Origin of the sequence: Sphaerisporangium rufum, assembly GCF_016863395.1 — a bacterium.
Lineage (GTDB): Bacteria > Actinomycetota > Actinomycetes > Streptosporangiales > Streptosporangiaceae > Sphaerisporangium > Sphaerisporangium rufum.
In genome coordinates, this window is record NZ_BOOU01000061.1 from 1 (window position 1) to 26,284 (window position 26,284).

General features: G+C 70.1%; 32 protein-coding genes and 1 tRNA gene. 21 read left to right on the plus strand and 12 right to left on the minus strand.

Annotated elements, in window-relative coordinates:
- The first annotated feature begins 57 nt into the window (after positions 1–57).
- From Sru01_RS23040 to Sru01_RS23060, 5 genes are all read left to right on the plus strand, one after another.
- Complete coding sequence (locus Sru01_RS23040) at positions 58–591, plus strand: hypothetical protein (RefSeq protein WP_203989764.1); 534 nt, start codon at positions 58–60, stop codon at positions 589–591.
- A gap of 88 nt (positions 592–679) precedes the next feature.
- Positions 680–1,555, plus strand: a complete 876-nt coding sequence (locus tag Sru01_RS23045; RefSeq protein ID WP_203989765.1) for an ATP-grasp domain-containing protein — start codon at positions 680–682, stop codon at positions 1,553–1,555.
- Positions 1,556–2,280: 725 nt separating this feature from the next.
- On the plus strand, positions 2,281–2,514 hold the full coding sequence (locus Sru01_RS23050; protein ID WP_203989767.1) for a hypothetical protein: 234 nt from the start codon (positions 2,281–2,283) through the stop codon (positions 2,512–2,514).
- A gap of 316 nt (positions 2,515–2,830) precedes the next feature.
- Complete coding sequence (locus Sru01_RS23055) at positions 2,831–3,340, plus strand: DUF4365 domain-containing protein (RefSeq protein ID WP_203989769.1); 510 nt, start codon at positions 2,831–2,833, stop codon at positions 3,338–3,340.
- An 8-nt stretch (positions 3,341–3,348) separates the two neighbouring features.
- On the plus strand, positions 3,349–4,491 hold the full coding sequence (locus Sru01_RS23060; RefSeq protein ID WP_203989771.1) for a hypothetical protein: 1,143 nt from the start codon (positions 3,349–3,351) through the stop codon (positions 4,489–4,491).
- A 29-nt stretch (positions 4,492–4,520) separates the two neighbouring features.
- Here Sru01_RS23060 and Sru01_RS23065 read toward each other — a convergent pair whose 3' ends face one another.
- Complete coding sequence (locus Sru01_RS23065) at positions 4,521–5,813, minus strand: NsdA family TPR-like regulatory protein (protein WP_203989772.1); 1,293 nt, start codon at positions 5,811–5,813, stop codon at positions 4,521–4,523.
- Between the two features lie 336 nt (positions 5,814–6,149).
- Between Sru01_RS23065 and Sru01_RS23070 the strand changes: the two genes are divergently transcribed.
- Positions 6,150–6,440, plus strand: a complete 291-nt coding sequence (locus tag Sru01_RS23070) for a hypothetical protein (RefSeq protein WP_203989773.1) — start codon at positions 6,150–6,152, stop codon at positions 6,438–6,440.
- Between the two features lie 175 nt (positions 6,441–6,615).
- On the opposite strand, the gene Sru01_RS23075 is transcribed toward Sru01_RS23070, so the two are convergent.
- The 3 genes from Sru01_RS23075 to Sru01_RS23085 form a co-directional block, all read right to left on the minus strand.
- Positions 6,616–6,984, minus strand: coding sequence for a DUF5615 family PIN-like protein (locus Sru01_RS23075; protein ID WP_203989774.1), 369 nt, complete (start codon positions 6,982–6,984; stop codon positions 6,616–6,618).
- Positions 6,981–7,211 carry a DUF433 domain-containing protein gene (locus tag Sru01_RS23080; protein ID WP_203989775.1) on the minus strand — a complete coding sequence of 77 codons (231 nt, stop codon included), beginning with the start codon at positions 7,209–7,211 and terminating at the stop codon, positions 6,981–6,983. The genes Sru01_RS23075 and Sru01_RS23080 overlap by 4 nt, the downstream gene beginning before the upstream one ends.
- Before the next feature lie 236 nt (positions 7,212–7,447).
- Positions 7,448–7,521 (minus strand) — tRNA-Gly (locus tag Sru01_RS23085).
- A gap of 128 nt (positions 7,522–7,649) precedes the next feature.
- Between Sru01_RS23085 and dcd the strand changes: the two genes are divergently transcribed.
- The 3 genes from dcd (at position 7,650) to Sru01_RS23100 (ending at position 10,303) form a co-directional block, all read left to right on the plus strand.
- Complete coding sequence (gene dcd, locus Sru01_RS23090) at positions 7,650–8,225, plus strand: dCTP deaminase (RefSeq protein WP_203989776.1); 576 nt, start codon at positions 7,650–7,652, stop codon at positions 8,223–8,225.
- A 461-nt stretch (positions 8,226–8,686) separates the two neighbouring features.
- Positions 8,687–9,304: a DUF47 domain-containing protein gene (locus tag Sru01_RS23095; RefSeq protein WP_203989777.1), complete on the plus strand. Its 618-nt coding sequence runs from the start codon at positions 8,687–8,689 to the stop codon at positions 9,302–9,304.
- Entirely contained in the window at positions 9,305–10,303 is a 999-nt protein-coding gene (locus tag Sru01_RS23100) for an inorganic phosphate transporter (protein ID WP_203989779.1), read from the plus strand.
- A gap of 76 nt (positions 10,304–10,379) precedes the next feature.
- Here Sru01_RS23100 and mshD read toward each other — a convergent pair whose 3' ends face one another.
- Positions 10,380–11,294, minus strand: coding sequence for a mycothiol synthase (gene mshD, locus Sru01_RS23105; RefSeq protein ID WP_203989781.1), 915 nt, complete (start codon positions 11,292–11,294; stop codon positions 10,380–10,382).
- A 100-nt stretch (positions 11,295–11,394) separates the two neighbouring features.
- On the opposite strand from mshD, the gene Sru01_RS23110 reads away from it, so the two are divergent.
- The gene (locus Sru01_RS23110; RefSeq protein WP_203989783.1) at positions 11,395–13,101 is read left to right on the plus strand and encodes a bifunctional metallophosphatase/5'-nucleotidase; all 1,707 of its coding nucleotides are present in this window, start codon (positions 11,395–11,397) and stop codon (positions 13,099–13,101) included.
- A gap of 130 nt (positions 13,102–13,231) precedes the next feature.
- On the opposite strand, the gene Sru01_RS23115 is transcribed toward Sru01_RS23110, so the two are convergent.
- Entirely contained in the window at positions 13,232–13,951 is a 720-nt protein-coding gene (locus Sru01_RS23115; protein ID WP_203989785.1) for a winged helix-turn-helix transcriptional regulator, read from the minus strand.
- 297 nt (positions 13,952–14,248) lie between these two features.
- On the opposite strand from Sru01_RS23115, the gene Sru01_RS23120 reads away from it, so the two are divergent.
- From Sru01_RS23120 to Sru01_RS23160, 10 genes are all read left to right on the plus strand, one after another.
- On the plus strand, positions 14,249–14,506 hold the full coding sequence (locus Sru01_RS23120; protein WP_203989787.1) for a MoaD/ThiS family protein: 258 nt from the start codon (positions 14,249–14,251) through the stop codon (positions 14,504–14,506).
- A 187-nt stretch (positions 14,507–14,693) separates the two neighbouring features.
- Positions 14,694–15,371, plus strand: coding sequence for an LmeA family phospholipid-binding protein (locus tag Sru01_RS23125; RefSeq protein WP_203989788.1), 678 nt, complete (start codon positions 14,694–14,696; stop codon positions 15,369–15,371).
- A gap of 42 nt (positions 15,372–15,413) precedes the next feature.
- Positions 15,414–15,926, plus strand: coding sequence for a sigma-70 family RNA polymerase sigma factor (locus Sru01_RS23130; protein WP_203989789.1), 513 nt, complete (start codon positions 15,414–15,416; stop codon positions 15,924–15,926).
- Positions 15,923–16,753 (plus strand): anti-sigma factor family protein, encoded by an 831-nt coding sequence (locus Sru01_RS23135; RefSeq protein WP_203989790.1) that lies wholly within the window; start codon positions 15,923–15,925, stop codon positions 16,751–16,753. Before Sru01_RS23130 ends, Sru01_RS23135 begins: the two co-directional genes overlap by 4 nt.
- A 98-nt stretch (positions 16,754–16,851) precedes the next feature.
- Positions 16,852–17,205, plus strand: coding sequence for a thioredoxin family protein (locus Sru01_RS23140; RefSeq protein WP_373869538.1), 354 nt, complete (start codon positions 16,852–16,854; stop codon positions 17,203–17,205).
- A gap of 41 nt (positions 17,206–17,246) precedes the next feature.
- Entirely contained in the window at positions 17,247–17,321 is a 75-nt protein-coding gene (locus Sru01_RS36635; protein ID WP_373869539.1) for a putative leader peptide, read from the plus strand.
- An 87-nt stretch (positions 17,322–17,408) separates the two neighbouring features.
- Positions 17,409–17,594 (plus strand): hypothetical protein, encoded by a 186-nt coding sequence (locus Sru01_RS23145; protein ID WP_203989792.1) that lies wholly within the window; start codon positions 17,409–17,411, stop codon positions 17,592–17,594.
- Between the two features lie 50 nt (positions 17,595–17,644).
- Positions 17,645–18,484 (plus strand): sulfurtransferase, encoded by an 840-nt coding sequence (locus Sru01_RS23150; protein ID WP_203989793.1) that lies wholly within the window; start codon positions 17,645–17,647, stop codon positions 18,482–18,484.
- A complete protein-coding gene (locus tag Sru01_RS23155; RefSeq protein WP_203989795.1) occupies positions 18,484–18,783 on the plus strand; it encodes a DUF1416 domain-containing protein in 300 nt (99 codons plus the stop codon). Before Sru01_RS23150 ends, Sru01_RS23155 begins: the two co-directional genes overlap by 1 nt.
- Positions 18,784–18,917: 134 nt before the next feature.
- A complete protein-coding gene (locus Sru01_RS23160) occupies positions 18,918–20,291 on the plus strand; it encodes a hypothetical protein (RefSeq protein WP_203989797.1) in 1,374 nt (457 codons plus the stop codon).
- Here the strand turns inward: Sru01_RS23160 and Sru01_RS23165 are convergent.
- The 3 genes from Sru01_RS23165 to Sru01_RS23175 are packed head-to-tail and all read right to left on the minus strand — an operon-like array spanning position 20,185 to position 22,357.
- On the minus strand, positions 20,185–21,033 hold the full coding sequence (locus Sru01_RS23165; protein WP_203989798.1) for a hypothetical protein: 849 nt from the start codon (positions 21,031–21,033) through the stop codon (positions 20,185–20,187). The two genes, Sru01_RS23160 and Sru01_RS23165, sit on opposite strands and share 107 nt — an antisense overlap.
- Positions 21,033–21,671, minus strand: a complete 639-nt coding sequence (locus tag Sru01_RS23170) for a hypothetical protein (protein ID WP_203989799.1) — start codon at positions 21,669–21,671, stop codon at positions 21,033–21,035. Before Sru01_RS23170 ends, Sru01_RS23165 begins: the two co-directional genes overlap by 1 nt.
- On the minus strand, positions 21,668–22,357 hold the full coding sequence (locus tag Sru01_RS23175; protein WP_203989800.1) for a hypothetical protein: 690 nt from the start codon (positions 22,355–22,357) through the stop codon (positions 21,668–21,670). Before Sru01_RS23175 ends, Sru01_RS23170 begins: the two co-directional genes overlap by 4 nt.
- A 121-nt stretch (positions 22,358–22,478) precedes the next feature.
- On the opposite strand from Sru01_RS23175, the gene Sru01_RS23180 reads away from it, so the two are divergent.
- Positions 22,479–23,849 carry a hypothetical protein gene (locus tag Sru01_RS23180; protein ID WP_203989801.1) on the plus strand — a complete coding sequence of 457 codons (1,371 nt, stop codon included), beginning with the start codon at positions 22,479–22,481 and terminating at the stop codon, positions 23,847–23,849.
- Here Sru01_RS23180 and Sru01_RS23185 read toward each other — a convergent pair.
- Genes Sru01_RS23185 through Sru01_RS23195 form a run of 3 tightly spaced genes read right to left on the minus strand, consistent with a single transcriptional unit; the run spans position 23,813 to position 26,057 of the window.
- Positions 23,813–24,817, minus strand: coding sequence for a hypothetical protein (locus Sru01_RS23185; RefSeq protein WP_203989802.1), 1,005 nt, complete (start codon positions 24,815–24,817; stop codon positions 23,813–23,815). The two genes, Sru01_RS23180 and Sru01_RS23185, sit on opposite strands and share 37 nt — an antisense overlap.
- On the minus strand, positions 24,799–25,419 hold the full coding sequence (locus Sru01_RS23190) for a hypothetical protein (RefSeq protein WP_203989803.1): 621 nt from the start codon (positions 25,417–25,419) through the stop codon (positions 24,799–24,801). Before Sru01_RS23190 ends, Sru01_RS23185 begins: the two co-directional genes overlap by 19 nt.
- Entirely contained in the window at positions 25,419–26,057 is a 639-nt protein-coding gene (locus Sru01_RS23195; RefSeq protein WP_203989804.1) for a hypothetical protein, read from the minus strand. The genes Sru01_RS23190 and Sru01_RS23195 overlap by 1 nt, the downstream gene beginning before the upstream one ends.
- Between the last annotated feature and the right edge of the window lie 227 nt (positions 26,058–26,284).

Sequence of the window (26,284 nt, forward strand, 5' to 3'; positions counted from 1 at the left end):
GGGTGATCGATGGCATGCGGGTGCTGATTCCGGCTCCGGGCCGGGTAAGGGCTAGAGGTGTCCTCCTATCTCGACTTCTTCGCCGAGTTCGCGGTCACCGGCATGGTCCTTGGCGTCGGTCTCGGTTCCCGTCCAGACGACTGGCCGGGCACGTTGGGGGACGACTTCCATGAGGCCTCCTGGACCGACCACCACCTGGTGCGGCAGTTCGGGTTCATCGACGCCAACTTCCATGACGGGTCGGGCGAGTGGATCTGTGATCACGTCAACGTCCGCCCCGGGCAAATGCACCGGTTCGACGACATGGTCCCGAAGGCGATCGGCATCCGGTACGGGAGCTTCCCGCGCCGGCTGCCCTTCGAGGATGTGGCCAACCGGCTCGTCGGCGCAGGCGTGGAGATTCATCACGTCAGCCGGATGAACATGGCCTGCCTTGAAGAGTATTGGATACCGGAAGGCAAGGTCATGTTCTCGTTGATCTCCGAATATCAGCGGGAGGACTTCCCCGCGCTGCGGCTCGATGACGTCTGGACGGCGACCACGACCACAGGCGTCGACCTTCGGGCGGAGCAGCTGACCCGATATCGCTGATGGGGGATCAGGCCGGTTCGCTGTGAGAACCCATGGTCGATCGAATTAGAGGATGAGAGGCGGGGCCGGTACTTATATCCTGCCGATCATGCCGACGGGTTTCCTGTTCTGCGCCGATCCCCTCCGCCCGCGGCGGGTCGATCCGCATTTCGAGGCACAGGCGCAAGCCGTACGGGATCTGGACGGTCGGCTGGCTCTGATCGACCATGATGCGGTCCAGGCCGACCGGATCGCCGAGGCGGTGGCGCGCGTTCCGCGCGGATTCGGCCCTGTGTGGTACCGGGGGTGGATGCTGCGGACCGAGCAGTACCGGGCGATGGAGGAGGCGTTGCGCGCCCGTGGCTGCCGATTGCTCGTCAGCGGGCAGGAGTATCGCGCTGGGCATGAGTTGCCCGGCTGGATCGACTGTTTCCGGCATCTGACGCCGCGTACCGTCGTGCTGCCGATGGCGCCGAGCGCCGCTCCCCCAGACGTGAAACGGTTGGCGTCAGCGGTGGCCGGGTGGAGCGACGGCGGTTTCGTGATCAAGGACTACGTCAAGTCGCGCAAGTATGAGTGGTCGGACGCCTGTTATGCGCCGAACCTGGCCCGGCTACCCGATGTGGTGGCCAGGTTCGTCGAGCTTCAGGGTGAGGACCTGGTGGGCGGGTTGGTCATCCGGCGCTTCGAGAACTTCGAGCGCCGCGAGTTGCGAGTGTGGTGGGTCGACGGTGAGCCGGTGTTCGCGGGCCCGCACCCCGACGACGCTCAAGCCGCCACCGAAGCGCCCGGGGACCTGAGCGAGGTGCGTGCCGCGGTACGCCGGCTCGGGTGCCGTTTCGTCACGACGGACCTGGTGCAGCGGGCCGACGGCGTCAGGCGGGTGATCGAAGTCGGCGACGGCCAGGTAAGCGACTGGCCGTCCGCCACCGACCCGGCCGTGCTCTATGCCGCACTGCACAACGCCGTGGCTACTCCAGGCTGATCCGAGCTGGGACACAGGCCATCGGCGGCGACATCGGCCCGAGGCATTGCCGTACCGTGCCGAGTATGACTTTCCGGTAACCGGAGACCATGCCGGGGTTTCTCCCGGCCTGGGCCTTCGTGTGTGGAGCGGGTGACGGGAATCGAACCCGCGCTGTCAGCTTGGGAATCGTACCGATCTCGGCCCGCTGACCGCGTCGCCGCAGCATACGGCCCTGGCTGGCCACGCCGGGAGTGACCGTAGCTGACCGCTCGTCACCCCGCCTAATTGCACGCTAATTGCACGGTGATCAAGCGCCGGACCTGGAGTTGGGCGCCTGATCATCCCGTCTGCCGTCGACCCGCCCGCAGGGGAAGCGGGGCAGGGCCAGGGGGTCAAGGTGGAGCGCCCCACCGGACGAACGACCTTGACCCCCTGGCCCTGGTCCGCTCGGCTTGTCCCGGGTCGATGGCGGACGGGATGATCAGTTCCACTCGGGCCACCCCAGAACGCTCGATTGTGTGCCGAGATCATCCTGGAGCCGGAGCGCCCCCGCCGGAGGCTTATTCTGGTGCTAACGCTTACTTCCTTTGACCACGCACGCAGGCCATCCGGCATGCGTGTACTACGTCTCGACGTAGGTCCTGAGCCGATGGAGCACGTTCGCCCCGAAGCGCGGACCTTAGCGTTGTCCAACTTAATCTCGGGGCCCGTATCCCTCTGTGCAGGGACGGGAAGAAGGCGCGATGGTGCCCGAGTTCGTGGGGCATGTTGTCGAAGCCGTTCCTGTGCTGATCGCAGGGGCGGCTGTCTGGTCGGTGCGAAACCTTCCGGGCCGGATCGTGCAAGCGATCCTGGGCTGGAAAGCACTGAGCAGAGCGAACAGGGCTGACATTCCCGCAGTGATGGAGGCCCTGGCGCGATGGGATGCAGGATCTGCAGCGGCCGAGCCGAATGAGGTTTCTGCTTCTGAGGAGTGAAGGTTCGTTCTCGCGCGTTGGGCGGCTCGGAGCCGGCCGCGCGCGAGAACGGCCCCCAGGCCGCACGCGCAGCGTGCGGCCGAGCGCAGGGCCGCCTGGCGGCGCGAAGCGCCGCCCTTGATCTTCATAAGCTCAAATCGGCAGATATGCGTGTCAATGCGCGATGCGTGGCAACAGGTCGCGGTACTCAGGCTCCCGATGTAATACCGGCGATGCCGGAAGTGTGGTTTTGGACTTCCGTTAATGGCCGAGACCAATCTGTGCACTTCCCATCAAGGTCATCCCCATACACACTATGCATGTGGGAACGGATGACATGTTGACTGCCGAGAGCATACTCCCTAAAGCTACTCTTTCTCCCAATGGTTCTAAAGGGCGCTTTGGTGTGGCGTATTTGAAAACTATCTGCAGTCAGGCGGGTATCGGTGTGTCCGAGAATTCGCCAGACGAGGACGTGAACGCCGTAGACTGTGAGGTGCAATTCGAGATTGGATCGGTTCGCGTGCAAGTAAAGTGCACGTCCAAGTTTGATATCGCCGGGAAGTCCGCAAGTTGGCCGATTGAGACCACATGGCAGAAAAAGTGGCAAAAATGTTCTGTACCCGTTTATCTTGTATTGGTAATCTTGGGCTACGATAAGGCGCACCAATGGTTGGAGCATCAGGCGCGCGGAACGTTGCAGCATGCCGCTGCTTTTTGGATCAGGGTCAATGATACTGGTAATGGTCAGACGCGCATAGCCATTCCCAAGACACAACGCCTTACTGCTGCAACGCTACAAATATGGGAAAACGACCTCGAGGCGTGCTTTTTCTCTGGAACTTAGGAGAAATTATGGCTACATACACCTTGCCGGCAGTCAGCGAGATACGTGGCTATCTGAAGGATGTGGGATGGGTCGAGCAGGGACGCGGACAGGCCGGCTCCCTGTGGCGGAAAGATGATCGTAGAATCGGAATTCCTCATGCCGAAACCGCCGATCCAGATGTCCTGGTAGGAGCGCTGAGAAGAATTGCAGGAACGGAGCAGGTGGCCACATTAGATCTTCTGGATCGAATTCGATATCGTTTAATGGATCGCGCAGAACTGAAAACGGATACCGATCGTGAAATTGTGGATACAATTCCCTTGCGTGCAGCGACAACGATGTTATCTGCCGCAAAGTCTTTGCTGAGGTCGGCGGCTACCACGGCATGGCATGAACGTACAGAGATTAGTGGAAACTATGCGCGTCGAGGAGACGCCGTAGCGAAGCAAGCTCATATGGCCCACACCAAGAGAGGGTCCTTTATCATACCGATTATCGTGCCATTGCCTAGCGTTGACGATATGCAGGATACACAGCCGTATCTAGAAGGGCTCTACCAAAGCCCTCCTGAGCCCTTTGAGCGACGGGTTACGCGAACTTTTGCTCAATCGTTACAGGCGCTCCAGGAATCTGTGGTGGAACCGGCTCGTGAACCTACAAAGGAGGTTCTAAGGGAACTCGTAGAGCGTGGTGTCAGCCGTGAGTTTTGTACGAATCTCGGGAAGATATTGAAAGAGCCGGCAATTGGTGATCTACAGGCTACGTTCAACTGGGCAAGCAGTGTGCCTGCATCCGTAACCATCCCTAAAAGTGTGGCGATCGAAGCAGAGTCGGTCGAGCTGGTTGAAAGGGCCGCCGACAAGCTGCGCAGATTTAAAATAGACACTAGTCATACTTTTTCTGGCAACATCGTTGCTTTAAGACGTAATGTGGATGACGCGAGGGGAGAGATTGCTATTTCGACGGTTCGTCGAGGGCGGCAGTGTGAGATTTGGATAGATCTATCACTAGAGAAGTATCAGACGGCAATCTCTTGGCATCGGGACGGAAGGACCGTACTTGCTGAGGGGGTGGTGAAGAGAGGACCTGGTCGGCGTCTGGTAGTCAACGAGGTCGAGCGATTACATCCGATCGATGAAATGTATATTCCAGGAATAGCGGATGCGTAGTCATTTCTATGCTATTTCGACATTCGGTGCTAATCGAGAATTTCCGGGCGTCGACTGCTAAGGGCTCTTCGTGCGGCAGCGTAGCGGTCGTGAAATTCTTGGGCCAAAGCTTCGCGGCGGTAGGTTTGGCGTAGGACGCGGTCGAGGTCGCCGGCTCGGTTGACCAGGTCGGTGAGGGACTTGCGTTCGATGTCGAATGCGGCCATGCCCTGGTTGACGGCGGCGTCCAGGTCGCCGCGTCGGGCGTGGACGATACCGAGGTCGATATGCGCGTCTGCTACGCGCATAGGGGCATTGCTGGTGCCGTCCGGGCGGGTGTGCATCTGGATGGTTTCGAGGGCGTGTTCCTCGGCGCGGGCATCATCGCCCAACCAGGTGTAGGCGGTGGCGGCGTAGAACACCCACTTGGCGTGGTCGAACACGAAGTGGTGGTCGGGGTGTTCGGGGATGGGCAGTCGCGCGAGGTGTTCGGCACCTCGACTGAGGGCCTTGTCCGCTTCCCTGCGGTTCCCCATGCGGGCCAGTCCGCGGGCCTCTTGCAGGGTGAGTTGAACCATGGCGCTGGACTGGCCGGCGGCGGCCTGGCCCATGCGGGCCGCAGTGACCACGTCTTCGTAGCGACCTTCGACCAGAGCGAACCACGCGGACATCTCATGGGCCCATCCCATGAGTTCGCCGTGTCCGACCTGTAGGCCCATGTCGTAGGCGGCGCGCCGGGCGGTCTCGGCCTCCTCGCGTTCCCCGAGGTCGTAATGGACGCAACCGAGTAGCGCGGTGAGCCATCCGCTGATGACCAGTAGCTCGCGGTGTTGGTTGAGGGTGAGCCGGCCGGACAGTAGGCGGGTCACCTGGGCGAGACGCTTCTGAACGCGGTCGCGCAACGTGGCGGCCGAGACGACCGGGTAGGCGCGGCACAGCAGGTCGACGGCTTCGGTGAGCGCTTCTATCGTCCCGGTTCCGACGTCGGACGCCTGGAGCTGCTGGGCCAGCTCCATGGTTCCGTACAGCTCGGCTTCGGCGCGCATGGCGTCGACGGGGATGATCTCGGTTTGGATGATGCGGCCGGCGGTGCCTCGGCGGTTGGGGGAGAAGCCGAGTTGTTCGGGATCCAGGCCGGTGGCCTGGGCGAGGGCGAGGCGATAGGGGGCGTGCGGCCAGGAGACCTCGCCGGCCTCCCATCGCCGGATCCGTTCCTCGTCGCAGTTGAGCCCTTCACGGATGCCGGTCGGGGTGGCGTTGATTCGACTGGCCAGCTCGGCGCGGGTGAGCTGGTGACCGTTGCGCCAAGCACGGAGTTGCACATTCGGGATGACAGTCGGCATCTCCGGCAAATCTCTCATTCAGGGGGTCGAAAAGGGGGCTTGGTTGGGGGTCCCGTCGTGGTGGCTTCGCTGTTTGTCTTTCCGTCAGGCAACACGGTACGTCAGACCGCCTCCCGACGTGGGAGCGCGGGTGCACACAAGGAGAGATGGCGACGGTGACCCGGCCAGTCCAGACCAGTGACACAGTTCCCTGCTCGTTATGCCGGGGCCGTGGCACAAAGCTGTGTAACTCGCGCCGGGGACTTCTGCTTCCTGACGCCGGCGGCGATGGCCACCCCCGGGAGGAACGGGACTGTTTCGACTGTCTGGGCACCGGACGGGTCGGAAAGGACCAAAGTGAATCCCATCATCCTCAAGGCCATGGGCGCGGACCTGAACCCCCCGCCCCTGTCGGACGAGACGTCCAAGCTCGTGCAGCTCCGTAACGAACTCACCCGGCTGGGGGTGGCGGCCGGCCTGCGCGACAACATGAGCGCGCTGATGGTCCGTCCCTCGCGTGGCATGCCGATCTGGGTCTTCGTCGGCTACGGCGGCCAGTACTTCTCCTGGCAGTCGGCGGAGAAGCGGCATCCGGTCAGCGACGTGGCCGGCGCGGCGCGGGCCCTGGTCGAGTACATCGACCGCTGAGCCCTCACAAGCGGGCGCGGCGAGACATGAGCCCTCCACCTGCGGTGGGGGAGGGGGTGGCACTCGGTCTCGCCGCGCCTTTCTCATGATCCGCCCTGATCGCCCGGGTGAAAGCGGGCCGTCCGGCATGCATGCGCTTACTCGAACAGGGTGCCCAGGTGCGGCTGGTCCTCACTTAACGGAGAGGGAGCGTTCTCACTCGGATGCCGGAAGTGGTGAACGCAGCGATGGCGCCTGCACGGAGATGCGGTTCGAGAACGTCGAGGTGGTTGAGGACGATGTTGACCAGCTCGGGCGGCCGGAGCTCCAGCAGTTCGCGGACCAGGATGATCGATGGTTCGGTTGCGCGGGCTTGGGCCAGCAGCGCACCGAAATCGGTGTCGGCCGAGATGATGACGCGCCCATCGGCTCGTGCGATGTTCATGATCATTGAGTCGGGCGCGCTGGTCGCTTGCAGGTCACGGACGTGCGCGGAGTCGTGTCCGGCCTTGGTCAGCAAGTCGGCGATGCGAGGTGAGAGGTTCTCGTCGACCAGAAAGTTCACGCCGGCTCGCGAAGGTGATAGAAGTGAACATTGGTGGCGGCGGCTGCGTACTCGAGGGCCTGTTTGATGTCCTCGCGCTCGAGATCAGGGTAGTCGGAGAGGATCTCGTCGAAGGACCAATCGGCGGCGACGAGCCGGACTACGGTCTCAACGCTGATCCGCAGGCCCCGGATGGTGGGCTTTCCTTCAAGTTTGTCGGGCTCGACGGCGATCCGATCGAAGTTCATGATGTCTCCCCTCCCTGCTGATACTGCCAGGTCGGTCCCGGGAGGGCGACTGAGATGTCCTGGATGAAACGGCAAAGCCTGGGGGGCGATCCACCGCATGGCCCGGGCTCGCAGCGCGAGAGCGCCGACCGGCCGGCCATCCGGTGCTGCGAGCTAATTGCACGGAAGATCGTTCAGGTGGGGAAAAAGATCAAGGCCCGGGTCGGGGAATGTTTCCTGACCTGGGCCTTCGCGTGTGGAGCGGGTGACGGGAATCGAACCCGCGCTGTCAGCTTGGGAAGCTGATGTTCTGCCATTGAACTACACCCGCGTCGATCAGTGACCTGATGACGGACCCACTCTAGCGGAAGTCCGGGCGTGCCACCTCCCTGTGGGTGACAGGAGTTCGCGGGCGCGGAGCAGGGGAGGGAGGGGGCGGGAGGTTGGTAGGTTGCTGACGTGCTGCTCTCCGATGGTGACATCCGTGCCGAGCTCGACGCGGGACGGGTCAGGATCGACCCGTTCGACGCCGGGATGATCCAGCCGTCCAGCCTGGACGTGCGGCTGGACCGGTTCTTCCGGGTGTTCGAAAACCACCGCTATCCCCACATCGATCCCGCGGTCGAGCAGCCGGAGCTGACCCGGCTGGTGGAGCCGGACGGGGAGGAGCCGTTCATCCTGCATCCGGGGGAGTTCGTGCTGGCGTCCACCTTCGAGGTGATCGGCCTGCCGGACGACATCGCCGGGCGGCTGGAGGGCAAGTCGAGCCTGGGGCGGCTCGGGTTGCTCACGCACTCGACGGCGGGGTTCATCGATCCGGGGTTCGAGGGGCACGTCACGCTGGAGCTGTCGAACGTGGCGACTTTGCCGATCAAGCTGTGGCCGGGCATGAAGATCGGCCAGTTGTGCATGTTCCGGCTCAGCTCGCCGGCCGAGCATCCCTACGGGAGCACGCGCTACGGCTCGCGGTACCAGGGGCAGCGCGGGCCGACGCCGAGCCGGTCCTTCCTGAACTTCCATCGCACGCACATCTGACCGTTCCGCGTAGATCACAGTCGAATGAACATGGTGCCCACTTTGCCGATCTTCCGGCAGGTTGGGCGGTGTGGCGGTCCGGCCGGACGGCCGGTGGGGAAATCGACGGGCCGGCGGACGCATCGGGCGGCCGCGCCGGGGCATGAGGTGCGGCGGTGATGGTGGTACGGAGTGGTGGCGCCGCGGGCGGCCCGGATACCGGCCGGTGCGAGGGTCCGCATGCGGGCCCTGGCGCGGTTTCCGGCCTGGGACGCCCGGCGCCGCCACTTCGCGGCGTCCGCCACTGATCGGGTGCGAGGGAGCGATCCGGGCCGGGTGCCCGCCCGGGGCCGCGTTCCGGCCTCCGGCGACATCCCGGCGAAGGGAGGGTTACGCCAGGTAGTGACTGCTGCGAACTTCGCATTTCAGCCTGTTGCCCGTACCCTTCTCTGCGGACCATCCCCGCACATCTGGAGAACGACGTGCGCTTGCGTCTCACACCGCGTGAGGACAGCTACTACGATCTGTTCGCCGACTCGGCCAACAACCTCGTCACCGCCTCCCGCCTGCTGGTAGAGATCATCAGCGACGGGTCGGACCGCGAGGCGCTGGCCGAGAAGATGCGTGCCTGCGAGCACGCCGGCGACGAGCGTACCCACGCGATCATGAACCGGCTCAACGAGAGCTTCATCACGCCGTTCGATCGCGAGGACATCTACCGTCTCGCGTCGAACCTCGACGACGTGATGGACTACATGGAGGCCGCGGCCGACCTGATCGGCCTCTACCAGATCGGCCACCTGCCCAAGGAGGTCGTGCGCCAGGTCGAGGTGCTGGAGCGCGCGGCCGAGCTGACCGCCGAGGCGATGCCGCGCCTGCGGTCGATGAACAACCTCAACGAGTACTGGATCGAGATCAACCGGCTGGAGAACCAGGCGGACCAGGTCTACCGGCGGCTGCTGGCCAAGCTGTTCGGCGGCGAGTACGACGCCCTCACGGTCATGAAGATGAAAGAGGTCATCGACCAGCTGGAGATGGCCGCCGACGCCTTCGAGCACGTGGCGAACACGATCGAGTCGATCGCGGTCAAGGAAAGCTAAGTGGAGCTCGCCCTCGTCATCGGCGTCATCGTCATCGCGCTGGTGTTCGACTACACCAACGGTTTCCATGACGCCGCGAACGCGATCGCGACCTCGGTCTCGACCCGCGCTCTCACTCCCCGCGCCGCGCTGTTCATGGCGGCCGCGATGAACTTCGTCGGCGCGCACATCAGCACCGAGGTCGCCCGCACGGTGGGCACCGGCATCATCGAGCCGCCCAGCGGTACGCATGGGCTGGTCATCGTGGGCGCCGGCCTGGTCGGCGCCATCACCTGGAACCTGATCACCTGGTACTTCGGGCTGCCCTCCTCCAGCAGCCACGGCCTGATCGGCGGGCTGGTGGGCGCGGCGCTGGCCGCCTCCAGCGTCGTGCAGTGGCAGGGCGTGGTGCAGAAGGTCGTCATCCCGATGATCGTCTCTCCGCTGGTCGGCTTCCTGCTCGGCGCGATCATCATGATCGCGATCCTGTGGATCTTCCGCCGGGCGAATCCGCACAAGTCCTCGAAGGGGTTCCGGTACGCGCAGACCGTCTCCGCCGCCGCGATGGCGCTCGGGCACGGCCTGCAGGACGCCCAGAAGACGATGGGCGTGATCTTCCTGGCCCTGTACACCGGCGGCTTCCTGGCGGCCGACGACCCGATCCCGCAGTGGGTCATCCTGGCGGCCGCCGCGGCGATCTCGCTGGGCACCTACTCCGGGGGCTGGCGCATCATGCGCACGCTGGGCCGGCGGATCATCCACCTGGCGCCGGCGCAGGGCTTCGCGGCCGAGACGGCCGCCTCGCTGGTGCTTTACACCATGGCCATCGCGGCCAAGGCGCCGATCTCCACCACGCACACCATCACCAGCTCGATCATGGGCGTCGGTGCCACCAAGCGGCTGTCGGCGGTCCGGTGGGGTGTGGCGGGCAACATCATCACCGCATGGGTGCTCACCATTCCGGCGGCGGCGTTGGTGGCGGCGCTGGTCTACTTCGCCCTGCACTGGATGGTGGAGTAGGGGACGGCCCCGCGCTCCGGGTCCCGCCGGTAGGCGCCCGCTGCGGGCTCCACCGTCCGGGGCCCGAGCCTAAGGCTCAGCGGTGGCGGTACATGACGTCGACGTCCCAGCGGGTGAAGCCGAGGGACTCGTACAGCCGGATGGCCGAGGTGTTCTCCTCGTCCACGTACAGCATGACCTGGCCGAGGCCGCGGGCGCGAAGGTGGGCCAGGCCGGCCAGCGTGAGCGCGCGGCCGAGGCCGGTGCCGCGGGCCGAGGGGTCGACGCCGACGACGTACACCTCGCCGATCGGCTCGTGGCCGTGGTCGTCGGGGCCGTCGCCGCCGTGCACCTTGGTCCAGTGGAAGCCGGCGAGCTCGCCGTCCCGGACGGCCAGGAAGAAGCCCTCGGGGGCGAACCACGGCTCCCGCTCGCGGCGTTCGAGGTCCGCCATGGTCCAGGCGCCCTGCTCGGGGTGGGTGGCGAACGCCCGGGCGTTGACCGCCAGCCACGCCTTCTCGTCGGCGCCCGGCTCGAACGTGCGCAGCCGGTAGCCGTCGGGCATCGGCGCGGCCGGCAGCGGGGCGTACAGCGAGCGGCGCATCTGCCACAGCGAGCGGGCCCGGGTGAAGCCCAGCGCGGCGGCGAGCCGCCCGGCGCCCTCGCCGTCGCCGTGCGCCCACAGCCGCAGCCGCCCGCCGGTGCCGGCGAGCACCGCCTCGGCGAGCCGGCGGCCGAGGCCGCGCCGCCGGTGCGCCGGATGGACGACCAGCTCGCCGCTCGGCCCCTCCACCTCGTCGGTCGGGTCGACGTGCGCGAAGCCGGCCAGCTCGTCGCCCGCGTACAGCAGGATGACCCGGGCGCCCGGGTCGCCGCCGTAGCGCAGGTGCAGCATGACGTGCTCGTTCAGCGGCCGGACCGAGTCGGCCTCGGTGGCCGCGTCCACCAGCGCGCGCACGGCGGCCACCTCGTCATCGGTCAGCCGGTCCCGGGTCTCGACGCGCACGCTCATGCCTGGCACTCTAATCGGCGGAGGACGTCATCACTCCGTGGGGTGAATCGTTATCTCTGCGACGTTTGTCGCTAAGGTTCCGACTCTAGGCTCGGCTGACATGACGCCACGATCGTTCACGCGGCTCGCGGTGGCCGGCCTCGTCGCCGCCACCGGGCTCGCCGTCGCCGCCGCCCCCGCGTCGGCTCATCCCAAGCCCAAGCCGCCGCAGACGGTGCCCGTCCGGCTGGTCTCCATCAACGACTTCCACGGCAACCTGGAGCCGCCCACCGGCTCCGGCGGCGCGATCGTCGACGAGACCGGCACCTCGGTGCCGGCCGGTGGGGCCGCGTACCTGGCCACCCACCTGAAGTCGCTGGCCGGCAAGGGATCGCTGGTGGTGGCGGCGGGCGACCTGATCGGGGCGTCCCCGCTGATCTCGGCCGCCTACCACGACGAGCCCACCGCCGAGGTGCTCGGCAAGATCGGGCTGAAGGTGTCCTCGGTCGGCAACCACGAGTTCGACGAGGGCCTCACCGAGCTCAAGCGCATCCAGAACGGCGGCTGCCACCCCACCGACGGCTGCTCCCCGGCCGGCAAGTGGAAGGGCGCCGCGTACAAGTACCTGGCGGCGAACGTCACCAAGGAGAGCGACGACCGGTACGTGCTGCCGCCGGTCGCGGTGAAGAAGGTCAACGGGGTGCCGGTCGGGTTCATCGGCCTGGTCACCCAGACCACCCCGTCCATCGTGACCGCCTCGGGCATCGCCGGTCTGAAGTTCGGCGAGGAGGTGGCGGGCGGCAACCGCGCCGCCCGGCTGCTGCGCGCGGCCGGCGTGAAGGCCATCGTGGCGCTGGTGCACGAGGGCGACCAGATCACCCCGAACCAGAGCCCGGACGCCTGCCCGGTGACCCCGGGCGCGGGCACCCGCATCGCTCAGGGCCTGAGCGCGGACGTGGACATGGTGATCATGGGGCACTCGCACCAGGCGTACATCTGCACGACCAAGGACCCGGCCGGCCAGGACCGCGTCTACACCCAGGGCTCGTCGTTCGGCCGGGTGCTGACCACGATCGACTTCAAGGTCGACCGCCGGACCGGCGAGGTGGTGCGCTCCTCGGTCGCCGCCGACAACCACGTCGTGACCAGGGACGTCACTCCCGACCCGGCGGTGGCCGGCCTGGTGGCGACCTGGAAGGACCGGGTGTCCACCGTCGCGAACAAGCCGGTCGGCAAGATCACCGCGAACATCGGCCGGGCCGCCGCGCCGTCCGGCGAGTCGCCGCTCGGCGACCTGATCGCCGACGCCCAGCTGGCGGCGACGCAGGAAGGCGGCGCGGAGATCGCGCTGATGAATCCGGGCGGCGTCCGCGCCGACCTGACCTACGCGCAGAGCGGTTCCGAGGGAGACGGGGTGGTGACCTACGGCGAGGCGTTCACCGTCCAGCCGTTCAACAACCTGATGCAGGTGGTCACCCTGACCGGGGCGCAGCTCGACGCGCTGCTGGAGCAGCAGTGGCAGAGCGGCGGGTCGACGGTGCGCATCCTGCAGCCCTCGGCGTCGCTGACCTACACGATGAGCCAGGCGCAGCCGATCGGCTCCAGGGTGTCCGACATCAAGATCAACGGAACCGCGGTGACGGCGGACCGGAAGATCCGGGTGGCGGCCAACAACTTCCTGGTCGGCGGCGGCGACGGGTTCACGGTGTTCAAGGAGGGCACCGACCTGTGGAGCGGCCCGCTGGACATCGACGCCTTCGTCGACTACCTCGGTGCGCACGACCCGGTGGCCCCGCCGGCCACCGACCGGATCACGCTCGCCGGCTGATCGGCTCGCCACGGCCCGGGGCCCGCTCCCGTCCGCGGGGGCGGGCCCGCCCGCGGCGTCGTCGCGCGCGGGTGAGCGTGCCGGACGCCCGCGGTGGCCGGCCGGTGCGGGGAAGGCCGGTCCCGGGAGGTCAGTGCCGGGCGGGGACCGGCTCGCGGTCGTCGGCCTGCTCGCCGCCCCGGTCGGGGACGAAGCGGTAGCCGACGTTGCGCACGGTGCCGATCAGCGACTCGTACTCGGCGCCGAGCTTGGCCCGCAGCCGGCGGACGTGCACGTCCACCGTGCGGGTGCCGCCGAAGTAGTCGTAGCCCCAGACCTCCTGCAGCAGCTGGGCCCGGGTGAAGACCCGGCCGGGGTGCTGCGCCAGGTACTTGAGCAGCTCGAACTCCTTGAACGTGAGGTCGAGCGCGCGGTTGCGCAGCCGCGCGGTGTAGGTGGCCTCGTCGATGGACAGGTCGCCGCTGCGGATCTCGTCGGGGACCTCCTCGGTCGCGGCGAGCGAACGCCGGCCGGTGGCCAGCCGCAGCCGGGCCTCGACCTCCGCCGGGCCGGCGGTGTCCAGCAGGACGTCGTCGGCCCCCCACTCGGCGGTCATCGCGGCCAGCCCGCCCTCGGTGACGATCACCATCAGCGGGCAGTCGATGCCGGTGGTGCGCAGCAGGCGGCACAGGCTCTTGGCGTGGGCGAGCTCCTTGCGGGCGTCGACCAGCACGGCGTCGGCGGGCGGTGCGTCGATGAGCGCCGACCCCTCCGCGGGCGCGACCCGTACGGAGTGGAGGAGCAGCCCGAGCGCGGGCAGAACCTCCGCCGAGGGTTCCAGAGCGTTGGTGAGCAGAAGAAGGTTACTCACAGCGCCTCCCATTCCAGAAGGTCGATCCGGAGACGGGAAACGCCGAGCCGCTCACGCAACGCATCCGCCTCCTCGGCGTGCTGTAACGGCAGGTGCCGTACAAACACGTAAAGGACCCGGGGGCTACGTCGCCCAGGTCCCGTCAGTACGTGAGGATAGCCCAGAGGAAACGCACGTCCATAGACCGCCCATCTGGTGAACACTTCATCACGCGGGAAATATACGTAACCATTCCCGTGCGGTGCGTGACCGACACCTGGGCGGTCCGGTTGCCGGTCATGGCCTGGAGGTCGCTCGATGGCGAAGGGGACGGTCCGATACTGGGCGGCGGCGAAGGAGGCCGCCGGGGTCGCGGAGGAGCCCTTCGAGGCGGCCACCTTGGGAGAGCTTGTGCTCAAAATCACACAAAAGCATGACAAGTCAGACCTGCCGCGGGTGCTGGCGCGGTCCTCCTTCCTGGTGGACGGCTCCCCGGCCGGCGTGCGGGACCCGCATCGGGTCGCCCTTCCGGACGGAGCCACCGTGGAGGTGCTCCCCCCCTTCGCGGGCGGCTGACCGCCGGTCCCTCCGCGGGCCGGCGCCGCTCGGGTTTCCGGGTATTTGCCGCTAACTTCCGACATTCGGTTACATTCCGTTGCATAGCTGCGCTCCCCCTGCTCGATGCGGGTTTCGTACCCCGGGCACGGGGGAGAGGGTCGGCGCACGGAAACCCCGTCGCGGGCGGGCCTGTCGAAGGAGCCGGATGCGCAAGCTGCTCGTATTCCTCGTCCTGCTCGGCGTCCTGCTCGCCGTGCTCGACCGGGTCGCGGTCGCCGGCGTCGAGCGGGAGATCGCCCGCCAGGTCGCCGCCCAGTACGACCTGCCGGCCCAGCCCAAGGTGGAGGTGCACGGTATCCCCTTCCTCACCCAGGCGGTGGCCGGCCGCTACGAGAAGATCACCCTGTCGATGGGCGGCATGACCACGCCGGACGGCGCCAAGGTCGCCAAGGTGGACGCGGTGCTGCGCGGGGTGCGGGCGCCGCTCGCCGACCTGGTGCAGAACGCCGCCGGCGCCGACATCCGCGCCGACGACGTCGAGGGCACCGTGGTGATCTCCCGGGAGACCCTGTCCGCCCGCGCCCCCCGCGGCCTGAAGATCGAGGGCGGCGGCGACGACTCGCTGCAGGTCACCGGCGAGCTGACCGTGGCCGGCATCACCGTCCCGGTCACCGCGAAGATGAAGGTCCAGGTGGTGCGCGGCGGCGTCCGGCTGTCACCGGAGAGCGTGAACGGCATCCAGGTGCCGAACGCCTCCCGGCTGCTCAGCTTCGACGTGCCGATCGGCGACCTGCCGCTGAACCTGGAGATCAAGCGGGTGCGCAGCGTTCCCGAGGGCCTGGCGGTCGACGCCGTGGCCAGTGACGTGCCGCTGCGCGGCTGAGCCACCGCTGAACCGGACCGGGGCGTGGTACGTCATGAGGATGTGAGTCCCGCCGGAACCGCCGACGAGCAGCTGATCCGGACGCTATTCGCCGACCACGGCGGGCCACTGTACGGATACGCGCTGCGACTAACGGGAGATCCGGGCAAGGCGGAGGACGTGGTTCAGGAGACGCTGTTGCGCGCGTGGCGCCACCCCGACGCGCTGGCCGGCCGCCCGGTGCGGGCATGGCTGTTCACCGTCGCGCGCAACCTGGTGGTCGACCACGCCCGGGCCCGCCGGTCCCGGCCGGCCGAGACCGGCGACGAGGCGCTCGCGGTCATCCCGGCCGAGGACGAGCTGGAGCGGGCGGTGGAGGCATGGGGGGTCGCCGACGCCATCGGCGCGCTGCGCCCCGAGCACCGGGAGGTCCTGCTGGAGACCTACTACCGCGGCCGCTCGGTCAAGGAGGCGTCCGAGGTGCTCGGCATCCCGCCCGGCACGGTCAAGTCCCGCACCTACTACGCTCTGCGGGCGCTGAAGCTGGCGCTGGAGGAACGAGGGCTGGCGCCGTGAGCACCTGCGACGACATGCGGATGGCGCTCGGCGCCCACGTGCTCGGCGCGCTGCCGGCCGAGGAGGCGGTGCTGCTGGAGGCGCACCTGGCGACCTGCCCGGAGTGTCGTGCGGAGCTCGCCGAGCTGAGCGGCCTGCCCGCGCTGCTCGGCCGGGTGTCGGAGGCGGACATCGAGCAGGTGACCAGCCCGCCGGCCGCCGTACTGGACCGGCTGGTCACGGCCTCGGCCCGGCGCCGCCGGCTGAACCGGGTCATGCTCGGCCTGGCCGCGTCGGTCGCCGCGGTGGTGATCGGCGGTACCGGCTGGATGGCGGTGCGCGGCCCGCAGGAGACGGCGAGCACCGTGGCCGCGCCGGCCCAGGGCGCCGAGGACGCCGCGGCCGGCGCGGACGCGCAGGGCTACGGCCAGGAGGGCCAGGCGGACCGCCGGTCGGACGACGCGGGAGAGGGAGCGGCGGATCGCCCGATGCTGGCGCAGGAGACGACGCCTCCCGGGCGGCGGGCGTCCCCCGCCGCGACGTCGCCGCCCGCCGCCGGAACGCTCACCGCCCGCGAGGGCGAGGTCCGCGCCACGCTGCGGCTGGTGCCCGGCGGCGCGGGCACCACCGTGCGGGTGACGGTCACCGGGGTGCCCGGCGGGACGTCCTGCCGGCTGACCGCGATCGGCCTGGACGGCACCGCCTCCCCGGTGGGCAGCTGGACGGTGGACGGCACCGCCGCCAGCACGTTCACCGGGCACACCGAGCTGGCCGGCGACCGCATCCGCCGGTTCGACATCCGCACCGCCGCCGGCGAGCGGCTGGTCTCGGTCCCGCATCGGCGCTGACCGGCGCGGGAATGGCACCCGGCGGCGCGATGTTGACGCAGGCGATGGCAGGCATGGCGGGACGCGCGGCAGGAGGCGCCGTGGAGGACGGGCGGTCGATGACGGCCCAGGACCTGGGCGGCGCCGCCTTCGGCGAGCTGGCCACGCTGGTGCACTTCGGCACCGCCTTCTGCCTGCCCTGCCGGGCGACCCGGCGGGTGCTCGCCGAGGTGGCCGGTCTGGTGCCCGGCGTGCGGCATGTGGAGATCGACGCCGAGTCCCACCTGGAGCTGGTGCGGCGCCTCGGCGTGACGAGCACGCCCACCGTCCTGGTGCTGGACGCGGCCGGCCGGATCGTCCGCCGGGCCGCCGGGCCGCCGCGCCGGGCGGAGGTGATCGCCGCGCTCGGTGCTCTGGTGCCGGACGGCGGCCTCTCCCGGGACGTCCCGTCTCATGAACCGGACGCCACGTGACAGATGGCAAGACGGGGGGTACTGTCGTGAGCATGGTGCCCATGACAGAGCTGCTGACGAAGCGGCGCGCGGTCGACTTCTGCCGCGTCGCCACCGCGCTCTGTCCTGCTGCCTGAGGTCGATCGCGCGGCCGTTCGCCGCCCCGATCCGAAGAGTGCCCGATCAACGCGTTCTCGGCACGATTCCTTCAGGAGCTCCTTGCCATGCAGGTTGATCCACGAAGCACGCGGTATCCCGCGGCCGTCCTGACGCTGATCCCGGCACTCCTCCCGCCCACGGGCGACACCCGGCCGCTACCGGCCACCGGTGCCGTCCTCGCCGCCGCGGCCCGCCCGGCCGCCCGCCACGCCGCCCCGGTCGCCGCAGCCCGGGCCGCGCACGCCATCTGATCATCAGCCGTCTCACGCCCGCCGCAACCCGAAATACGGGAGGTTCCCGAATGAGCCGCTCCGCCGCACTGGTGGACGCCGACTGGGTCGAGGCCAACCTCGACACCCCTGGCGTCGTCCTCGTCGAGGTCGACGAAGACGCCAGCGCCTACGACAAGGGCCACATCCGTGGCGCCGTGAAGATCGACTGGAGGCAGGACCTCCAGGACCCGGTCCGCCGCGACTTCGTGGACCGGGAGGGCTTCCAGGCCCTGCTGTCGGCCCGCGGGATCTCCAACGACGACACCGTCGTGCTGTACGGCGGCAACAACAACTGGTTCGCCGCCTACGCCTACTGGTACTTCAAGCTGTACGGCCACGAGAACGTCAAGCTGCTCGACGGCGGGCGCAAGAAGTGGGAGCTGGACTCCCGCGAGCTGGTGGCCGAGTCCCCGGCCCGGCCGGCCACCCAGTACGTCGCCAAGGACCAGGACCACTCGCTGCGGGCCTTCCGCGACGACGTGGTCGCCGCCATCGGCAAGCTCAACCTGGTGGACGTCCGCTCGCCGGACGAGTTCACCGGCAAGCTGCTGGCTCCGGCCCACCTGCCGCAGGAGGCCGCGCAGCGCGGCGGGCACATCCCGACGGCGCGCAACATCCCCTGGTCCAAGGCGGCCAACGACGACGGCACCTTCCGCTCCGACGAGGAGCTGCGCACGCTGTACGCGGGCGCCGGAGTCGACTTCGACAAGGACACCATCGCCTACTGCCGCATCGGCGAGCGGTCGGCGCACACCTGGTTCGTGCTGCACGAGATCCTCGGCCAGCCGAACGTGAAGAACTACGACGGATCGTGGACCGAATACGGCTCGCTGGTGGGCGTGCCGATCGAGCTGGGGGAGGCCCGCTGATGACCGCTCAGGGTTGCGCCGCGCCGGAGCAGACCATCGCACTGCCGGCCGGGATCGATCTGCGGAACCAGGCCGTGATCCAGGGTGTCGTCACCGGCACCGATCGCGCCTACGCCCGGCTGCTCGACCGCACCGGTGAGTTCACCGGCGAGGTCGTGGTGTCGGAGGAGGGCGTCTTCCGCTTCTTCGCCGGCCCCGGCTCGTGGACCGTCCGCATCATCGCGGGCGGCGGCCTCACCAAGGATGTGCCCGTCGAGGCGCGGGTCGGCGAGGTGGCCGAGCTGAAGGTGGCCGTCTGACGGCCGTGAACGTCCCGGGCCGGTGCCCGGTGGAGGGCCGGTGTCTCCTGGCGGAGGCGCCGGCCCTCCGGCGTTCACCACGCCGCCGGTGATGTTGCTGCGGCGGGAGTGACGCCGTCGATAGGATGCACCGGATGTCCGAATCGCTGCGTATCCCGTCGGTCTGGTCGCTGCCGCTGCACATGCTGCGGCTCGCCGGGCGCTGCCTGCTCCCGCTGGTCATGTGGTACTCGGCCGGCGAGCTGGTGCGCTTCGGGCTGCTGGTCGGCGCCACCGAGATGTCCCACGGCTCGATGCCCGACCTGCGGCGCGCCCTCACGATGCTGGTCTTCATCATCATGGTGCTGGCCAACCTGTTGGTCATGGTCGGCATGTTCCACTCCCTGCGCGGCGCGCTGTCGGAGATGCGCGCCCGCCGGGCCGAGGGCGGCGCCCGGGAAGGGCTGCCGGACGTCGCGGCCCGGGTGATCGTGCCCTTCGTGGTGCTCTACCTCAGCTGGGGCTGGCACCTGGACGACGTGCACGCGTTCGTCGACGTCGACCTCGCGCGGCAGAGCGCCCAGTACGGCTACCTCGGCGCGTTCTCCGACTTCGCCACCGGCGAGGGTCGGGACACCGCGCTCGGCCTGGTCGCGCTCAGCCTGCAGGTCAGCTTCGCCATCACGGTCGTCGCCTTCGTCGCCCGGTTCTTCCTGGCGGCGTGGTACGACCGCACCCAGAGCCGGACGGCGGGGCTGGCCACCGCGTTCGCCGAGCTGGCCTTCTTCTACTTCGGCGTGCAGGTGCTGTGGTCCCGCGGCAACTGGCTGGGCAGCCGGGTGGCGCACACCTGGTGGGACGACCTGATGGCCGCCGCCCGCGAGCACATCCCCGGCTGGGAGGCGATCACCGGAGTCATCGGCACCCTCTGGTCGTACGCCTGGGAGGCGCTGGTGCTGCCCGGCGCCTGGCTGACCGTGGCGATCCTCATGTACGGGGCGTACGCCGAGGACGCCACCGCGGTGATCCGGGGCACCCGGATCGAGGACCGCGCCACCCGGGCCGGGCGGGAGTTCGCCGGCCGCACGCACGCGCTGACCCGTCGGCTCGCCTCGATGTTCCTGGGCCGCTGGGTGCACTGGGTGGCCTGGGCGCACACCGTGCGGCTCACCCTGCGGGCCGGGTTGCCGCTGCTCGGCATGTTCGCGCTCTGCTTCGCCGGCCTGGAGGTGGGTGAGGGCTACGCGCGGCGCGGCCTGGAGTACCTGGCCGGCACCGACCACCCGTACATGTTCTGGAACGTGTTGTTCATCCCCATCGACTTCGCCGTGGACCTGGCGAAGGCGGTGCTGACCGTCTGCCTGCTGGCCGCCACCTTCGACGTCGCGGCCGGCGCGGAACGCCGGCGGCGCGCGGCGGCGGTCAGCGGCGGAACCGCAGGTACGGACCCGACTCCTCCTTCGCCACCCGCTCGTTCGGCCACACCTCCAGCTCGACCTGGCCTGCCAGCGGTCTCGGGACCGAGCTGATCAGGGTGAACCTCCCGGCCGAGCCGGGTTCGATCTGGTCCGGCGGCGACTTCCACGGCAGCGCCTTCCAGGTGCGACCCGAGCGGTCGCCCAGGTAGAACGCCGGCGGGCTGATGTTGAGGAACCTGCCCTTGTCGTCCAGTACGGTCGCCTCCACGCTGATCTGCAGCGTGACCCGGTCCGGCGGGTCGGACGACGTCATCTGCTCCGGGCCGGGCCCGATGCCGAGCAGCCGCCACCGGGCGTGCTCCAGCGTCGCCGCCTGCCCGGCGGCCACCCGCTGGACGACGGGCGCCGGGTCGGTCTGCCGGTACCGGTCGTAGGCGTCCCAGCCCCGGACCCCGAGCAGCGCCGCGGCCAGCGCCAGCGCGCCGGCCAGCTGCAGGCCGACCTTGACCGGCCCGGGCAGCGCGCGGCGCCGCCGGCGGGGCCGCCCGCCGTGGCCGGCGTCCGCCTCGGCGGCGGAGAACGGCGGCTCGCCGGGTCCCGGCACCGGCGGGCCGGGCGGCGGCGCGGGCGGGCCGGCCGGTGGCGTGGGCGGGCCGGGCCAGGGCCGGGACGGCGGGCGGTCGCCCACCACCGGGATCGGCACCGTCGAGGTGCCGCGCGGGTCGCCGGCCGGGTCCGGTGGCGGCCAGACGCGGGTGTCGGCCCGCGGAATCCGCCGGGCTGGCATGAACCAGGACGGCTCGCTCACCGGCGGACCCCAGACGCCGGTGTCGTTCGGGTTCTGCTCGGTCATCAGCCGGTCACCTCGTACCCGTCCTCGGCCTCGGAGATCATCCGCCGGGCCCCGGCCTCGTCCAGGCCGAGATCCATGGCGACCTCCGGAACCCAGTCCTCGAACAGCACCTGCGGATCGGTGACGACGACGCGCGCTCCGGCGACCTTGTCCGGCGGGACCTCGAAGAAGTACAGGCCGGACCGCCACCAGCCGGGCTGCACCCACTTCTCGGCCAGCGTCGCGCCCGCGTCCACCCGATCGGTGGGGTCGAAGCGCAGGCCGTCCGCGGTGAGCAGGAAGGCCGACAGCTTCAGCGGCTTGCGGACCGAGGTCGCCCCCACCTTGGCGACCAGGAAGATCTGCCGGGTGGTGGCCTCGTCCGTGCCGAACTCCTTCTTGACCCGCACCGACCGGGCGAACCGCACCTCCTCCAGCCGGGCGGAGAACGTGTCCATCCTGATCTCCTCGCGCGGGCCGCCGGTCGCGGTCAGCGGGTCGTCCAGCCGGTCCGGCGGGAGCACGAATTCGTGCGCGTAACCGGCGCCACCGATCAGGGCGAGCCCGACGGCCACGTGCAGCAGCCGGCGCCAGGCCGGTGCCCGGCGCGGCGAGACCGGGGCGGGCGCGGCGGGCCGGCCGCTCGGCGGGTCGATCATGATCCCGCCACCCGGACCGGCAGGTCGACCTCGGCGGCGACGAGCTGCGGCGGCCGGGTGGCCTTGCTCGGCGCCGGGGTGGGCTCGCCGTCCGGCAGGGCCTTCTCCCGTTTCAGCACCGGCAGCCAGTTGAGGTCGCCGGACATGAAGCTCTCGGTCAGCACGAAGGTGGCCGCCTCGATGCGCACGCTCTTCGGGGCGCGCTCGCCCTGGGCCAGCTCGAAGGCCATCACCACCGTGGTCGGCACCCCCGGATGCAGCTGGCCGTACGGGTGCGTGCCGTCGTCCAGGGTGACGATGCGGGGCCCGAGGTCGTCGGAGCCGGCCGGCGGCTTGAGCCGCCGGACATCGGTGCGGACGGTGATGAGGGCGTTGTCCATGGTCTGCGCGCTGATCGTCCGGTCGCTCTGGTTGGTGACCTTCAGCACGATCCGCAGGTACCGCTTGTCCGGGACGCCGACGTGCTCCTGGCCGGCGCCGACCTCCGCGTCCTGGAAGACGGTGCGCATCCGGCCCTGGTCCAGCTCGCCGCCCTTGCCGAGCCGCACCGGCTCCGGCTCGGGCGACTCCTCCAGCCCGCCGAAGGCGGTGGTCAGCCCCACGGCGGCGGCCACGAGCACGGCGAGCACCGGCACCAGGACCGGGCGCCGGCGAGGTCCGGTGGCGCCGGGATCGGCAGACGTCATGCCACAGGATGGTAGCCGGTGCTTATGCCCCTTCTGTCGCATCAGTCACACTGCCCACCGGCCGGTGGACGGATCGCGCGATGTCCTGCGCCCGCCCGGCCTGCTCGATAACATGCGCAGGATGTCCGATTCGATGATCGTGCAGGCGGCGGGGGCGCCGCGTGCGGCGCCGCGGGACCGCGCGCCGGGCGGCGGCCGGCGGTTCTCGCCGTACGCGCTGCCGCTGCACGCGCTGGAGATCTGGACGTGCCGGCTGCTCCCGCTGGCGCTGTGGTTCGCCATCGGGCGGCTCGGCCGGTTCGGGTTGCTGGTCGCCGGCTCGGAGTTGTCCCACGGCTCGCATCGGGAGTGGCGGCTGGCCGGCGTCATGCTCATCTTCGTGCTGACCGTCATGCTCGGCATGGTCGTCACCGTCGGCATGCTGCGCACGCTGCGCGGCGCGCTCGCCGAGACCCGGGCCCGGCGCGCGGCGGGCGAGCCGGACGAGCCGCTGAGCGGCGCCCTCGGCCGGTCGATCATCGCGTTCGTGGCGATCTACCTGGCCTGGGGCTGGCAGGCCGCCGACGCCCGGGAGTTCGCCGACGCCGACATGGAGCGGTTCGCCGGGCAGTACGACGTGTACGTGGCCCGGCTGATGGAGAGCGCCCTGACCCCGGGGGCCGCCGCCCCGGCCAGGCCGGTGCCCCCGGACGCCGGCACCAACCTGGTCCTCGACGTGCGGACCGCCGTCATCTTCACCGCCGTGGCACTGGTCGCCAGGTACGTGCTGGCCGCCCTGCACGACCGCCGCGGCGGCGGCCGGCTCGCCTTCGGCGTGGCGTTCTGCGAGCTGGCGTTCACCTTCTACGGCGCCGCCCTTGTCCTGCTGCTCGCCGACCAGCGGTCGGCCTGGCTGCGACAGCGCGCCGTCACCACCTGGTGGAATGACGGCTGGGCGTCGCTGGAGGCGTCGATCCCCGGCTGGCAGGCGGCGATGGAGTGGCTGGCCGAGGTCCGGCCGCACATCATGGGCGGCCTGGTCGCGCCGCTGACCTGGCTGACCCTGGCCATGCTGGTCTACGGCGCCTACTCCGAGGACGGCCGCGCGCTGGTCACCGGCACGCCGCTGGCCCGGGCGGCCGGCGCCGTCCAGGGGCGCACCCACCGGCTCACCCGGCGGGGCGCCGGCCTGCTCGCGGTGCGGGCCGGCCTGGACCGGTGGCCGCCGGTGCTGCACGCCCTGCGCCTCACCCTGCGCGGCGGCGCCCCGCTGGTCGCGATGACCTGCCTGTGCGTCACCCTGCTGCCGGTCGGCGCCGGGTACGCCGAGCGCGGCGTCTACTACCTGATCGGCACGGCGCACCGCCAGCTCTACTGGGAGCTCTACCAGATCCCGGTGCGCTTCGGCCGCGACCTGCTGGTCACCACCCTGACCCTCTGCCTGGTCGCCGCGGCGTTCGACATCGCGGCGACCCGTCACCGGGCGAAGCGCAGCGTCTCGCCAGGCGAGTAGCTCAGCACCAGCTCGGCGGAGTCGCGGGCGGCCGCGGGAACCGAGCCGACGACGGTCGCCGACGCGGTCTGCCCGGCCCGCAGGTCCAGCCGGATCGGGCCGTCGCTCTGCAGCGCCGTCCACCGGTGCCCGTCGCGGTCCTGGAACCGGTAGGCGGGCGGCTCGTAGCCCGCGGCGGCCGCGGCCGACCGCGGCGTCAGCCGGACGGTCGCCCGCAGCGTGACGGTGCCCGCCGGGTCGCCGGCGCCGGGCGGCCCGGTGCTCACGCCGGCCTGCCAGGCGACGCCGTGCAGCACCGTGCTGCTCCCCGTCGCCACCTCGGTCACCTTCTCGGCCGGGTAGCGCTCGGCCACCCACCGCGCCCGATCCCACCACTGCACGCCGACGGTCGCCGCGACCGCCGCGACCGCGGTCACCCCCACCAGCCCGGCCCGCACCGCCCCGGCCACCCGCCCCCGCCGGCCGGCCCGCCCATCGCCCGCGCCGGGCCCGGGGCGGGCTCCGTCCACATCCGCGGCACCCGCCCCGGACCCGGCGGCACCGGTCGTCTCCGGCACCGGGGACCCGGCGTCCGGAGCCCCCGGTACGGCCGCCGGCGACCCGCCCCCGGCCGTACTGGCGCCTCCCGGACGGAACGCGGACGGCGTACTCGCGGCGCCGGGCGTGGCCGGCGTGAAAGCCGATGACCCGCCCCCGGCCGTACCGGCGCCTTCCGGGCGCGACGCGGACGGCGTGCCCGCCGGGATGCTCGCCGCGGCGGGCGTGGCCGGGGTGAACACCGAGGGTTCGGCCGCCGCCGGCGGCGCGGTCCCGGCCGGTGGCGCGGCCGGGACCGGCGCGATCCGGAAGGCCGGCCACGAACCCGTCGACGAACCGGGCGGGGTGTTGTTCGGGTTCGGCGCGAAGGCGTCGAACTCCGGCTCCTCCCGGTCGCCGCCGTCCTCCCGGTTCATCCCGTCAACGGCCATGAGTCCTTCACCTCCGCCAGCAGGCGGGTGGCCGCCGCGTCCCCGGCCGTCAGCTCCAGCGCCGCCTCCGGCCGCAGCTGGTCGTAGCGGCCCGGGTAGATCTCGTCGTACAGACCGTTGCCGGACGGTCCGGTGATCACCAGTTCGGCGCCCGGCAGCGCCTCCGGCGGCACCTCGAACACGAACAGGCGCTCGGTCCACCAGCCGGGCTGCGCCGGCCGACCGATGCCCCGCGCCACCCCGGTCCGGTCGGAGGCGGCGTAGTCCAGGCCGTCCCGGGTGCGCAGCCACGCCTCGCGCAGCCAGACCGGCTCGCGCGGCGCGGTGGCGGCGACGGTGGCGACCACGAAGACCTCGCCCTCCCCGGCGCGGAGCGAACGCGCGTCCGGGCCGTCGCCGAGCCGGACCGACCGGGCCGCCACCACCTTGCCCAGCCGGGCGCTGAACCGGCCGGTGACCGCGGTCGCCCCCACCTCGGCGCGGGAGGTGAGCGGCGCGTCCAGCTCGTCGGCCCCCAGCGTCAGCGTGTGCGCGTACACCGCGGCCGCGCCGATGGCCAGCGCCACCACCGCGTCGGCGAGCCGTCGCAGCGGAGCGGCCATCACCCGGCCTTCCGTACCGGCACGGCGACCTGCGCGGCGACCAGCGGCCGCTCGTCGTCCCCGGTGACCAGCTCAGCGCGGTGCCGGCCGGTCAGGAAGTCCTCATGGTTCTCGTACCGGCCGAAGTCGATGTCCAGCCGGGCCGGGTATGCGCCGGCCGGCACCGGCTCGGTGCCCGGTGCCTTGATGCGGAGCAGCACGGTGGAGGTGCGCCGCGGCGGCAGCTGCGTGCTCGCCCCGCCCTCGCCCGGCACGCTCATCAGATGCTCCCAGCGCCGGCCCGCATCGAGCAGTCGCTCGCCGCCCGGCGCGGCGACCCGCAGCAGCGACCGCTCCAGATAGTCCAGCGGCACGCTGGACCGCGCGTCGTTGTACACGCTGAACGTCACGTCGAGCACCGCGTTCCGCGGCGCCCCGGAGTCCTCCGCCGCCAGGTGCACGACGGCGTCGCGGACCCGGGTGCGGAACACGTCCTGATCGATCTCGGCGCCGGCCGGCGGCCGCGGCGGACGCTCGGGCGGCCCTTCAGCAAGACCTCCGGCGGCGGCCACCGTCCCCACCCCGGCCGCGCCGAGCAGCACGACCAGCGGTACCAGTACCGGACGCCGCCGGCGGCGTCCAGAAGCGGGCGACGTCATGCCACCCGATGCTAATAGCTAGATCCCGACAACCCACCCATTTCCCACACCCCACCACCACACCCACGCTCACCCGCCCAAGCCCCGGCCCCAAGAACCCCCCGTCACCCCCCCGCAAAGCCACTGGTAACTCAGCCGTTCCCCACCCCGCACCCGACAGGTATCCCAGTCGCTTACGCCCCCCATGGAGCATCCGCCGACCCCGCCGCCGCCCCACCCCGGCGTTC